This is a genomic window from Peribacillus sp. Bi96, from assembly GCF_918698115.1.
GTDB lineage: Bacteria > Bacillota > Bacilli > Bacillales > DSM-1321 > Peribacillus.
In genome coordinates this window covers 348,048-361,438 of the sequence record NZ_CAKKLV010000002.1, presented here as the reverse complement: position 1 = coordinate 361,438, position 13,391 = coordinate 348,048, and the positions used below count along the sequence as shown (strand labels likewise).

Annotated in this window: 11 protein-coding genes; 1 reads left to right on the top strand and 10 read right to left on the bottom strand. The window is 39.0% G+C overall.

Going from position 1 to position 13,391, the window contains the following annotated elements; genetic code table 11:
• Positions 1 to 347 precede the first annotated feature (347 nt).
• The 3 genes from LQ203_RS04170 to LQ203_RS04160 form a co-directional block, all read right to left on the bottom strand.
• Positions 348 to 794 (bottom strand): HEAT repeat domain-containing protein, encoded by a 447-nt coding sequence (locus LQ203_RS04170; RefSeq protein WP_230155959.1) that lies wholly within the window; start codon positions 792 to 794, stop codon positions 348 to 350.
• A 347-nt stretch (positions 795 to 1,141) separates the two neighbouring features.
• Positions 1,142 to 2,476: a (Fe-S)-binding protein gene (locus LQ203_RS04165; protein ID WP_230155958.1), complete on the bottom strand. Its 1,335-nt coding sequence runs from the start codon at positions 2,474 to 2,476 to the stop codon at positions 1,142 to 1,144.
• Positions 2,473 to 3,879: an FAD-linked oxidase C-terminal domain-containing protein gene (locus LQ203_RS04160; protein ID WP_230155956.1), complete on the bottom strand. Its 1,407-nt coding sequence runs from the start codon at positions 3,877 to 3,879 to the stop codon at positions 2,473 to 2,475. Before LQ203_RS04160 ends, LQ203_RS04165 begins: the two co-directional genes overlap by 4 nt.
• 116 nt (positions 3,880 to 3,995) lie before the next feature.
• On the opposite strand from LQ203_RS04160, the gene LQ203_RS04155 reads away from it, so the two are divergent.
• A complete protein-coding gene (locus LQ203_RS04155; RefSeq protein ID WP_230155954.1) occupies positions 3,996 to 4,634 on the top strand; it encodes a hypothetical protein in 639 nt (212 codons plus the stop codon).
• Positions 4,635 to 4,669: 35 nt separating this feature from the next.
• On the opposite strand, the gene LQ203_RS04150 is transcribed toward LQ203_RS04155, so the two are convergent.
• The 7 genes from LQ203_RS04150 to LQ203_RS04120 form a co-directional block, all read right to left on the bottom strand.
• Positions 4,670 to 5,476, bottom strand: a complete 807-nt coding sequence (locus tag LQ203_RS04150; RefSeq protein WP_230156146.1) for an ABC transporter permease — start codon at positions 5,474 to 5,476, stop codon at positions 4,670 to 4,672.
• Positions 5,476 to 6,420, bottom strand: coding sequence for an ABC transporter permease (locus LQ203_RS04145; RefSeq protein ID WP_230155952.1), 945 nt, complete (start codon positions 6,418 to 6,420; stop codon positions 5,476 to 5,478). Before LQ203_RS04145 ends, LQ203_RS04150 begins: the two co-directional genes overlap by 1 nt.
• Positions 6,384 to 7,544: an ABC transporter ATP-binding protein gene (locus LQ203_RS04140; RefSeq protein ID WP_230155950.1), complete on the bottom strand. Its 1,161-nt coding sequence runs from the start codon at positions 7,542 to 7,544 to the stop codon at positions 6,384 to 6,386. The genes LQ203_RS04145 and LQ203_RS04140 overlap by 37 nt, the downstream gene beginning before the upstream one ends.
• 19 nt (positions 7,545 to 7,563) lie before the next feature.
• On the bottom strand, positions 7,564 to 8,664 hold the full coding sequence (locus tag LQ203_RS04135) for an ABC transporter substrate-binding protein (RefSeq protein WP_230155949.1): 1,101 nt from the start codon (positions 8,662 to 8,664) through the stop codon (positions 7,564 to 7,566).
• A 19-nt stretch (positions 8,665 to 8,683) separates the two neighbouring features.
• Positions 8,684 to 9,691, bottom strand: coding sequence for a TAXI family TRAP transporter solute-binding subunit (locus tag LQ203_RS04130; RefSeq protein ID WP_230155947.1), 1,008 nt, complete (start codon positions 9,689 to 9,691; stop codon positions 8,684 to 8,686).
• A 171-nt stretch (positions 9,692 to 9,862) separates the two neighbouring features.
• On the bottom strand, positions 9,863 to 11,239 hold the full coding sequence (locus LQ203_RS04125; protein ID WP_230155946.1) for a sigma-54 dependent transcriptional regulator: 1,377 nt from the start codon (positions 11,237 to 11,239) through the stop codon (positions 9,863 to 9,865).
• 21 nt (positions 11,240 to 11,260) lie between these two features.
• On the bottom strand, positions 11,261 to 13,144 hold the full coding sequence (locus tag LQ203_RS04120; RefSeq protein ID WP_290370522.1) for a transporter substrate-binding domain-containing protein: 1,884 nt from the start codon (positions 13,142 to 13,144) through the stop codon (positions 11,261 to 11,263).
• Positions 13,145 to 13,391: the final 247 nt, after the last annotated feature.

Sequence of the window (13,391 nt, the reverse complement as noted above, 5' to 3'; positions counted from 1 at the left end):
TCGAGAATAGTATAGAGTTGATTCATTAATCTTCCTCCGCTTTTTGGTGAATTCGAACATTCTACTATTAACTTTATGTTGAGTTATAAAGAAAATGTGTTTAAGCAGGAAATAAATGGTGTTATTCTATATTGCGCATAAAGGATTAGAAAATATGGTTTTTATCGGAATACATTTTATAGATACTTAGTCATGTAATCTTTGTATATAGAGGATGTCTCATTTGGAGTTTAATAGGAAAGGTGTAAGGAGTGTATTTCTTTTTTATAGGTAAACGATAAGAAACAGGAGCAAAAATCTTGCTCCCGCATCAAGTATGACATATTTATCTTTTAGTGGATGAACTTTTATCTTTTTGATAAAGCAGACCAAGTGTCTTCAAGCCACTTATCAAAGTCTGCACCTTTTTCACCTTCATAGGCATCATATATATCCATTCTCATCTTCTGCAGTTTCTCCTTGAAATCAGTATATGTGTGATTTTCTGGTAAACTCTTCTTGATCCGGACTAAGATTTTGGTTAATCCTTTAACCAACTCGCCTTTTTTTCTAGCAGGTAGCTGAACATCCTCACCTAATCTTTTCAGTTGACGGTAGGCGGCTTCTTGAACCTTATAGACAGCATCACTATTCATGATATGTGTTAAAACATCGATTACTTGTTTATTTTTCGATTGACCTAACTCTTCTATCGCATCTAAACGTTCTCTCCAATTAGATTTACGATTGGCGGATTTTTTCAATTCCTCATAATTTGCAGGTAACTCGATAGCTTTTGTTTCTTTATTATTCAAATCAATCATTTCTCCTTCTGTCTTTATGTATCGGGATAGTGACGGAAATATTTCCGATCCTACAAATATCCCATACTAAAAATGAATTATTACTTACTTATTATACCCTTTTCCATATCTTAATATAGTTATATTTCTTATTAACATGCCGCTTCTTTCTTTTAATGTACAAAATTCGCCCTTTTTTCCATGTATATGTTCTCCCAGACATGGCAGCATAACCTTTTATGCCTATAACAATCTAATTTATGGTTAATACCGCAAGATTTAATGAAGAAATAAAAACGTCAGCAATTCCTCCAATGAAGCAGGAAATACTGACGTTTCTTTTTTCAACATTTCTTTTTTCAATCCAAGCCGCAAGCCTTGGCTAGAATTTCAACAAGATGCATGCTTTTTATTTGATTTGCGGCTGCGCCCTCCCTTTGAATGCCAATGCTCATTTGCATTTGGCAGCCAGGGTTAACGGTAACAATTGTCGTGGCTTTTGTTTCTTTTAGGTTCCTCATTTTTTCATCAAGGATTTTCATGGATTCATCAAAATGGAGAAGGTTGTAGATGCCTCCTGATGCACAGCAACGATCGTACCCTTCCATTTCCACATAGGAAATTCCCGGTATGGATTGCAGCAATGAACGCGGTTCTTGTTGTACCTTTTGAACATTGCGTAAATGACAGGAATCTTGGTAAGAAACAACGCCTTGCCATTCTTCAGTAAAGGGGAGTGGCCCCAATTGATACAGGATTTGACTAATATCTTTAGATTTCTTTGAGAAATCCCTTGCTGCTCCAGACCATTCGTGTTCATTGGCCAATAGATGTTCATATTCGAGAAGCGAAGCGCCGCATCCTCCTGCGTTATTAACAATGACATCAGCTTCTGCCTGCATGAAAGCACGAATATTGCTTTTCGCTAACTCTTTCGCTTGTTTAGTTTCACCTTGATGAGAATGAAGAGCACCGCAGCAATTCTGATTCTCGGGAAGAATGACCTCACATCCCACTAAGGTTAGCAGTTCGATCGTAAGACGATTGATTCGTGACATCATGGAATCCATGATACACCCTGTGAAAAACGCAACCCTTAATTTGGTTTCCCCTTTTGCCGGTATTATCGTACCCTTGCGTATGCGTTTGGAGGAAGACTCGGTCGTTGGAAGTGCTTGCTCTAAATGAGCAAGTGCAGGGGACACCTTTTGTAAAACATTTGATCTACGGATAAGTTTGGATAATCCTGTTTTTTGATAGAGATGGACGACACTTCCGACCCGATTCATTCGTTTTGGAAAAGGAAATAGGTGAACCAATGCCAGCTTTTTCATCTTTGTCATTTTATTCTTTTGGTTTGCAGGCTGGGAATTTTCTATGGCCTCCTTCGCCGCTTCCAGGATATGTCCGTAAGGTACACCGACTGGACATGCCGTTTCGCAAGCACGACAACCTAAGCATAGATCGATCGGTTGGGCTAAATCCTTTTGGAAATCTATTTTTCCTTCAGCTGCCATTTTAACTAGATTGATTCGGCCTCGTGGTGAAGCGGATTCTACACCCATTGATTCATATGTAGGGCATGCTGGTAAACAGTACCCGCATTTAACACATTGGTTTGTCCAGTCATAGGCATCAGAATATAAATTTTGAACCTCTGCATTTGTTTCTTTAGATTTAACAGGTAGATTCATGTAACCAACACGACCTTTGTCTGGCCCTTTTCAGGAAAAATCTTTCCGGGATTCAAGATATTATTGGGATCCCAAGCTTCTTTGATTTTTTTCATCATATTCACCCCTGTAATCCCTAATTCCATTTCCATATATGGTGACTTTAACGTACCAATTCCATGTTCTCCGGATAGGGTTCCGCCAAGTTCTATCGCAGCTTCAAAAATTTCACTAACGGCAAGCTCCACTTTTTTCATCTCTGTTATATTGCGTTTATCTGTAATGATGTTCGGGTGTAAATTCCCATCCCCTGCATGACCGAAAACAACCAAGTTCAACTCGTATTTCTCCCGGATTTGGTTTAATCTCTCCATCATCGCCGGAATTTGACTGCGTGGTACTGTCGCATCCTCAGAAATCTTTGTAGGACCCATTTGTGTAATCGCCGGTGAAACCAATTTTCGCGCACTCCAAATGGTTTGCCGTTCTTCCTCCGTTTCAGCGATTTTGACGTAGGAAGCACCCTCAGCCCTGCATAAATCGGCGCATTTAATGATTTCTTCCTCGATGGCCAAAGGGTGACCATCTATTTCTATGATCAAAATGGCTTCTGCATGGAGAGGCAAACCTGAAGGCCGATAGCTTTCAACAGCACGGATACAAGCATTATCCATTAATTCCAAGGCTGATGGTAAAATTCCTGACGATAATATGCTTGTTATGGCATGGCCGGAGTCTATCAAATGATTGAAGTGGGCGACAAACGTATTTTTAGATTGCGGTTTCGGGATTAAGCGAATGATGGCTTCTGTCACAATGCCCAAGGTGCCTTCTGATCCTACAATTAAACGTGTCAAATCGTACCCTGTTACATTTTTCACGGTCTTTCCGCCTGTACGTATAATTTCTCCTGTGGGTGTGACCACCTCTAACCCAATAACATATTCTTTTGTCGTTCCATATTTTAAACCCTTAGGTCCGCTGGAGTTTTCTAATAGATTCCCTCCAATTGTAGCAACATTGGAACTGCTTGGATCTGGTGGGTAGAACAAACCTGCCTCCTCGGCTTTTTTATGGATATTTGCAGTTATTACGCCTGGAGAAACAATGGCAAGCATATTTTCCCGATCAATAATCAATTTATCTCGTAAAAGGGTCATATCAAGAACCATCCCTCCTTTAACAGGTAAGGGACCGCCGCTTAGCGATGTCCCGGAACCCCGAGGGTAAACAGGTATTTTGTGTATATTAGCCAACTTCACTACTTCACTGATTTCTTTGGCGTTTTTTGGCTGTATAACGATTTCTGGTAAATATTCACCGAAAGAAGCATCATAGCTATAACAATACCTTTCTGCCAGGTCAAGGAATATTCTATCACCTGGAATTACTCGGCTAAGGTCGTCTAGGACCCCTTTCTCCATGCTGCACACTTCCTTTCATGACTTAACAGATATTATGGAAACTTCATTCACATGTAATATAATGGAATTTTAATGTTTTGCTAGATATAATGGTGAAAAGAGTAGGAGGGTTTTTATTGAAAATCGCACTGATTCACGCAACCACAACAGCACTAAAACCAATTGAAAGGGCATTTCAGGAAGTTGCTCCATCCATTGAACTCCTTCATTTCATGGATACGAGCCTTCTCTCCTTGATGGAAAAAAGCGGCAAGTTAACCCCGGAAATCATTCACCGCTTTTCTGCATTAGTGAATTTAGCATACAATTCCGGTGTTTCATGTATCCAACTTACTTGCTCTGCCTTTAATGACGTTACTACCATTTTACAACCTCTTTACACTGTAAAATTATTTCGTTCAGATGAAGCCATGCTTGACGAAGCACTACGTTATACGAAGATTGGCTTGGTTTCAACCGTAAAAGAAACGCCGATCGCCCTTCAAAACTACTTATTGAACAAGAATCCAGACTGTATGATCCAATCATTGGTGGATCCCGGTATCATCCACTTATTATCACATGGAAAAAGGAAAGAACATGACGCCCGCGTTATAAAGATGGTGGAGCAATTGGATGGAAAGACAGACGTGATTGTGCTTTCCCAATATAGCATGGAGCATATTGCAAAGCAGGTTAATCCTTCTGTCCCAATCCTAACGGCCCCACTGTTAGCAGCTAAAAGATGTCTAGATCATTTGAATGAAGAGTTTTGATGACATTTTCACATGATGGATTGGTACATTACTTTTTATCCGTTCGTATGATGAGAACCACCAAAAACTTTTCCAACACCTTGAATTTTTTCAAGAATGACGATTAGTAGCACTGATATGAAGATAACCACGCTTGATACGGAAGCAACGATCGGATTGTAGGCATCTTGCATTTGCGAGAAAATCTCAATTGGCAGGGTTCGCATTTCAGGTGATACCATAAAGAGAGAGACCGTTACGTTATCAAATGATGTCAAAAATGCGAATAGCCCTCCTGAGATAGCTGCTGACCCAATTAAAGGCAGCGTCACTTTCATGAATACGGTCAATGGGTTAGCTCCCAATATAGCCGCAGCGCGTTCAAGATTGTAATCAAAACCGCTTAAACCGGTTAATACGAGCCGCATTACATATGGGATACATATGACGATATGGGCAATTAAGAAACCAGTAGACGTACCGGCGAGCATCATTGGTGTAAAATACATTAAGAGTGCAATTCCTAGAACTAATTGCGGCACACTTAATGGTGATGTTAAAAGGGCAGTAATATATGACTTTCCTGGTATATCATATTTTGCGATGCCAAGAGCTCCCAGCGTACCGAAAATGACGGAGAAAAGAGCAGCTAATGCGGCGAACTTCGCACTGTTCAAAAATGCTTCCAAAAATTCAGGACGCTCCAAGATTTTGCTATACCACTGCAACGAGAAGCCCTCAGCCGGAAAACTTGGATAATTGGCACTTGTAAAAGAAGCCGGAATAACCACGATGAGCGGTATCAAGATATAGATTATTGCCAACAAGGCTACGGCAATCCGAAGGCCACCAAACGTTTTCATCATCGGAATACCTCCTTGAATTTCCCTTTTTCAAACACTCTAGTAAAGATGGCAACCGAAATGACAGTTGTTGCTAATAGAATATAAGAAAGGGCAGATCCAAATGTCCAGTGAAGCAGGTTATTTATTTGATCATATATGACTACTGGCATAACTGGTACATTGGCTCCCCCCATCAGTGCTGGCGTAACATAAGCACTCATTGACAAACTAAATACAAGAATGCAACCAGATACGATACCTGGGATACTTAGCGGCAATGTAATGGAAAAGAATCTTCTGAACGGGCTAGCCCCTAGTATAGCTCCTGCCTTGTCCAGGGAAGGATCAATATTATACAAGCTGGCAACGATGGATAAGATCATAAAGGGCAGATAGGCATTTGAAAGCCCAATCACAACTCCGATTTCTGAAAATAATAGTTTCAATGGCGCATTTATTATCCCTAAGGACATCAAGGTTTGATTGATCGTCCCGTTAGGCAATAGCAAGAGGTACCAGCCAAAATTGCGGACCACTATACTTACCAAAAGGGGTGACACGATCAAGAGAGTGATATACCCTCTGATCCGAGCTGAACTTTTTGCCATGGTCAAAGCTACCGGATACCCTAAAAATAAAGCAACCAAGACCGAATACAAACTGATTTTTACAGTCAACCATAAGGATGATAGGTAATAGCTATCGGAAAATAATTGTGTGTAGTTTTTGATGCTATATACAGCATCATTCGCTCCAAGATTATCTGTGGATATGAAGCTTAAATATAAAATGTACAGCATCGGTATGACAAAGAAACCAAATATAAATAATAAGATTGGCGTTAATAGGAGTAATCCCGGTACCCAGACTTTCCTTTTCTTTAATTTAGGTTCCTTTTGCGGCTCAATCTGATTCGTTTCCTGTTTTATTTCTTGACTAGCATAACTTCTGATGGGCTCCATCCGATAAACACCTCACTTCCATTTTTCCATGATGAATCGATGTCAGAAGTTAATACTTGTATGCTTTTCCCTTGTAATAAAACATTGATTTCCCATGAGGTACCTAGATAGTTTATTTGGCTGATATTAGCACGATGGAAATCAATAGGTGAAAAAGAGGTTTCTTCAGCAGAAACAATTTTCAGTTTTTCTGGTCTAATATAAATCTTCACCTCATCCCCTGTTTTCAAGTCACTGTCATTCCCCATGATATTATCCGCGTCGACAAGAGAAATGTCAGAACCTATCTTGACTGAGATTGTCCTCTTATCCACTGCTGACACTTTCCCTTCAAAACAATTCGATTTACCGATGAATTGAAAGACGAATTCTGTCTTGGGATGATTGTAAATATCAGTTGGAGTACTGATTTGTTCAATTTTCCCTGCATTCATGACAACTACTCGATCTGACATGGAAAGAGCTTCTTCTTGATCATGGGTTACAAAAATGGTCGTTACGCCAATTTCTTTTTGTAAACGCTTTATTTCCGCTCTTAATTCATGACGTAATTTGGCGTCTAGGTTTGAAAGTGGTTCGTCGAGCAACAAGAGCTCAGGCTCAACTACAAGTGCCCTGGAAATTGCAACGCGCTGGCGCTGACCTCCCGATAATTCCCTCGGATAACGATTTTCCAATCCAGACATTTTAACTAATTCAAGAGCTTTACTTATCTTCTTTTTTTGTTCGGCTTTACCAACCTTGCGCAACTTCAAGCCAAAACTAAGATTTTCATAAACAGTCATATGAGGAAAAAGTGAATATGTTTGAAAAACCATTCCTAAATCTCTTTTATAAGGAGGAACCTTTGTAACATTGTTTCCTTTAATATGGACTTCGCCCCGATCGGCATCGAGGAATCCTGCTATGAGGTTCAAGGTTGTGGATTTACCGCACCCGGAGGGGCCAAGAAGAGTGAGTAACTCTCCTTGTTTCACCTCCAAATCAATGCCATTCAGGACAACATTCGATCCAAATTGTTTAAACGCGCCCTTAATCTCTACATCATTTTTTTTCGACACACTCTGTTGGACTGGCTCCAGGTGATGCCTTTTGATTTCCACGTCTTTTTTTAATACTTCCATGTGATCAACACGCTCCTTTTTATTTTAGTTTTTTTCCTAATTCAGGAGTAACCTCTTTCGCCCATCTGTCTGAAACCTCTGCTCGAATTTCGGCAAACTTGGCAAAATCAGGTTTGAATGTTTTATCACTTTCTTTAAGTCCGATTGATTCTTCATATTTTTCTGCGATTTTCATACCTTCTACCGTAGGATAAAATCCTTTTTCGGAAATTAATGCTTGTGCTTTTTCACTTATTAAATAGTTCATGAATTCAAGAGCTTCTTCACTATTAGGCGTATTTTTCACAAGCCCCGCGCTGAAAGCTTGAAGCGGCACACCTTCTTTAGGGACAGCCATTTTAATCGGAACTCCTGAAACGGCTAGTTCACCTATAGAGTAACTTCCCATGACCGTTACATCAGCGGCTCCCTGTTGAATGGCCGGCATCATTTGCGTTGAGTTTTTATAAAACGTATTGGAATATCCTGCAAGATCCTTTGCTTTTTCAAGACCTGGTTCCATGTCATCGGTGCTGCCCCCGTTTGAAATCGCTAAGCCATTAAGAGTATTGAAACCCCAGTCATTCGTAATATCTGAAAAAGCCGTTTTACCTTCATAATCTGGAGAAATAAGATCGTTCCATGATTCAATCGGTTTTAATCCTTTCTTTTTAAAGGTATCCGTATTATATCCTGGTGCAATGACTAAGCCGAATACAGGAGCAGCTGCCTTTTCCATCGCACTGAATCGTGGGTCGACGGATTTCATGTTAGGCACATTTGATTCATCGACTGGCACAATCAGATCCTTTTCCTTGGCACGTATTACATCAACAGGTACAAAAAAGGCGATATCTATTTGTGGAGCGTTCTTTTGTAATTCAACTTTAGAAAGGATTTCACCTGATAAACCAGAAATATAATTAACCTTGATACCCGTTTCTTCTTCGAACTTTGGTGCAATCTCATCTCGAATCGTTCTTTCTATGACTCCGCCGTTACCTGCGATCGTTATTTTTTTCACTCCTTTTTCACCTGCACTTGTTTGTGCTGTTTCCCCTGGCTTTTGCGGAGTGGGATTCCCACATCCAGCAAGGGCAATCAATACGATTATCGATAAAAGACTTAATACTTTCTTCATTGTCATTACCTCCCATTTTTCATTGGTTTTCAATAATTCCTTGTTCGGTAAAATAACTCATGGCTCCTGTATGAAAATCGAGTGGAACTTGTTTGGTTGCTTCAATAATTGAAATATCAGAAGCGGCCGGATGTGTATCCTGTAGCTCAGGCAAATGTTCATAAAATGTTTTCACAAGATTGTAAGCATGCAGGTCAGACATTTCATCGTAGGTTACCAAAACATTTTTAATTGAAATCGTTTTGACACTTTTTTTCATCCCCTTGTATGTATTACTGGGAATTTCATTATGAGTGTAAACGCCATATTGTTTCTGAAGGCGTTCGATGATGCCTTCCGGAATTGGAATAAATGAGAGTTCCGTTTGTTTGGACATGTAAGCGATATCATTATTCGGAATGCCAGAAGAGAAGAAAGCCGCATCAATGGTACCATTTCGCAATGCTTCTGCAGATTGAGAAAAAGAAAGATAAGATAAATTCAATTGATCAGGTGGTAAATCAGTTTCTAAAAGGATTCGTTCTGCAATCAGCCTTGTACCGCTTCCGGTTGTACCAACACTAATGCGTTTCCCAACTAAATCTTCTAAGGAATCAATATTACTTTGTTTAGTAGTAACAATTTGAACATAGTTGGAATATAGGGCCGTTAAAGCACGTAACTTTGATCTATCGGTTTCAGGCAAATCTAGTACATCTACTGTGGTAAAACCAATTTCTGCTCGATGCCGGCTTACCAACTCGGTATTTTCGATGGAAGCATCGGTGATTCTTGTCCCCGACACGGCTCCATTATATTTTTCATACATGTATGACAATTTTTGTCCTAATGAAAAATAAACGCCTGACATATCTCCGGTTGCAATGATTAGCATCCTATTATTTAAACCCTGTCCTTCTGAAGTTAATTGTCTCTGAATCAAGGTAGTAGCAGGTTTAGATATTTCCTGCTGCTCATTCATAAAAGTACATCCTGTTATGAAGCAAAATAACAAAGCGACTTTTATAAAGATTGCTCCATATTTCATAGTGGCCCTCCTTTCTTAATGAATTAAAATGCAAGTACTATGCCAATTAGATAAAATGCACTAAAACGCAAATTCTGCCGAATTATTGTATCGTACACTGTTAAAAACCGGCAATTTTTGCCGGTTATCCAGAAAAAAATGCCGATTCATACTAGACATCTATTTTGCCTTTTATTCTCCTTTTGAAATGAGCTTAATTTTATCGCGAAGGCTTCTTTCAGAAATTTTTAGAATTTGAGCTGTCTTTTGCCGATGGTTTTTACAGTATTGAAGAGTGGCCGTAATGACTTTTTCTTCTATTTCTTTCATTGAGATGCCAAGGGGGATCCTAAAACTGTTACCATCCTCGTCAAGGCTATCCGGCTGAAAGATGAACTTCTGTTCTTGAACATATTGTGGCAAGTCGCTATCTTCCATGATTTTCGAGTTTGATAGAGCAACTGCATATTCTATTATGTTACCAAGCTCGCGGACATTCCCAGGGTAATGATATTCCAGCAAAATCCGTCGTGCGCTTGCTGAGAACGTCTTGTCTTCCCGATTCATTTCCTTAGCATGTTTTTTCATAAAATAATCCATAAGGATTGGTAAATCTTCTTTTCTATCTCGTAATGGCGGCATGGAAATGGGAATGACATTTAACCTGAAATACAAATCCTCCCTAAATTCCCCCTCCATCACCATTTGTTCCAGGTTTTTATTGGCTGCACTTATTATACGGACATCCAGTGATATTTTTGCATTGGAGCCTAAGGGAGTCACTTCCCGTTCCTGCAACACCCGTAATATTTTGGCTTGAAGGGGAAGGGGCATTTCACTGATCTCATCCAGAAAAAGAATGCCTCCATTTGCAGCAACGAATTTCCCTTCCTTCCTTTGAGTTGCACCTGAAAATGCTCCCTTTTCATAACCGAACAATTCGGATTCCAGCAGCATCTCCGGAATTGCAGCACAATTGACAATCTGCATGGGTTTGTTTTTCCTTCTACCTAGCGTATGGATGTTCCGGGCTACAAGCTCCTTTCCGGTTCCACTTTCACCTGTAATAAGGACACTTGAATCAATGTCCTTCACCCTTTCGATCATTGAAAAGATACGTTGCATCGCTTTGCTGTTACCAAGGAAGTTCCCAAACCCCCTTTGCATCTCCAATTCTTCATGAAGTGTCTCCAATTGATTCGACATCTGTTTGAATTCTGCTGCCCTCATCAAAAGCAGCGAAAGTTCTTCTATATTGATGGGTTTTTCAATATAATAGTAGGCCCCTTTTTTTATGGCATCGATCGAAGTTTCAATAGATGAATAGGCAGTCATCATAATGACTGTCACGTTAGGCGCTACTTTTTTGATTTTCTGAAGAATATCAAGTCCGCTTATATTTCCAATTCGTAGATCAAGCAAAACAATATCAAAATAGTGATTTTCGATTTTTCGAAGACCTTCTTCCGGCTCCGTTGTTGTCACGACTTGATAAGAATCTTCCAACGCAAAGCTAAGAGCGGTGCAAATAGCTGGTTCATCATCGATTACTAATACATGTATCTTCATAGTACTCGTCCTCCTTCATGGCTACTGTTCAATATACAAAGGCAGTAAAATAATGAATGTCGTTCCTGAATTAGGATAGCTTTTCACTTGTATATCTCCGTTATTTTCTTTAATGAGCCTATACGATAGCGTAAGGCCCAAACCGACACCCTTTTCTTTATTTGTGAAGAAAGGCTCGAAAATATGGTTTTGGTCCTCCTGTTTCATCCCTATTCCGGTATCGGATATGGTAATCCGTCCAGTCTTTTCATTCTCTTTATCAATGGTGATTTTAATGGTCTTTTCCTTTGTTTCTTCAACGGCTTGAATGGAATTTAGCACTAAGTTAAGTAGAACTTGGTGAATTTGCTGTAAATCTATATAAAATATAAGGTCCTCATCAATTGCCTGTTCAAAATTAATTTGTTTTTTTTCCATCGTCACCTTATGAAAAGCAAGTAATGATATAAGTTCATGCGCGTAGCAATTTGTTTTATTTGGCGGGCGAGGTCTTGCATATTCAATCAAATCAGTAACAATTGCATTTAGCCGGTTAACTTCATTTGGCAAGTGCTCCATTAGCACTTGTCGGAATTGAGGATTATCATATTTACTCGGAAGTAAATCAATGAATGTTTTAATGGATGTTAAAGGATTTCTAATTTCATGTGCGACACCTGCAACTAGTTGCCCCAGTGCGTGAAGCTTTTCTTGTGTAACCAATTTTTTCTCCAATGTTTTCTTCTCCGTCTCATCATTCATGGAAAGTAAGTATCCGGTTTGGATTTCTTCAGAATTGAACATCTTATGCATGGAATAAGAAATGACCTTCTGTTCATTTTCCTCATTTATTACCAAGATCCGAAAAGAACCTGTACCGTTTTTCTCTTTTTGATCTTGATGAGATGCTTCGAATAACTTCATTAGTCGTGAATGATTCGAAAGATTCAGAATCATTTCCTTGGAAATGTTAAGAATGTCCGATGCCTTTGCATTGCAGCTAGTAATCATGAAATCGAGGTCGAATGTTATGATGCCTGTATTGATATTGTTTAAAATTTGATCTTTGAATGCTTTACTATTAGCGATGTTTTGACGTTGTTTCTCTAAATCCATATTCAATAAATGTAATTTCATCGTTTGGCTATGAACGGATTTTTTTAGTTTTTGATTCCATATGTAAATAATTAGAAGGATTAGAGCTACTGCAGTTAAGATTATGATTAACCAGAATATGAATTGCTCCAACCTGGCGATTTTTTGATTGGATTGTGGCATGACCCATTTATCGATTATCCCGTTTAAATTTCGATTGGCTTTAAGTTGAGTGAGTGTATTGTCCAACATGAAAAGGAGCGTTTGATTCCCTTTTTTAACTGCAATCGTATAATCGGCGGGCTCAATGACTTCATCGAGAATGATGTACTGCTTTTCTTGGCGGAATTTTTTCAAGTAGAAATCTGCAGTCCATTTGTTTCCGATGAAAGCATCCGCACGGTTGTTCAATAATGTTAAAATACCCGAATATTGATTCGAAACAGTTGTTAAGTTTGTATTCCTCATATTCAGAAAAGTGCTGATTACAGGCGTATTATGATCAAGAACAACATGTGAATCACGTAAATCCGTTAACGTATGAATATCCTTTTTCCTTTGACTAGGGATAATGATTGACTGAGACATTGTGAAATAGGATTGAGTGAAATCAAGCTGATAATCTTTTTCAGTACTATAGGTATTGCCGACAATTGCATCAATGGTTCCGTTCATTAAGGCCTTTTCCGCATCTTGCATCCCCATCGGAATATATTCGAAATCAACCCCATTATATTCAGCTATTTCCTCCATTAAATCAATATTGATACCAGTCAGTTCACCAGCTTCATTTTCAAATGAAAACGGGGGAAGAGCGCTTTCCCCCGCAATGATAAAAGTACTTTGCTCGGCAAAAACAGCATGAGACCATGATATTTGTAAAAAGAAAATAATAAAAAATATACTAAGTAATTTATACAGCTGTTTTTTAATTAGTAGCCCTCCTTTTTGTCGATATTCATGCAGTTAACAATCCTCGGCTAAAAAAACATCTTGATAATAATACTTCTCCAATTAGGACTTGAACCCTTTAAAATGTAAAAGATTATTCATAAAATCTGACACAATCTAACAATTA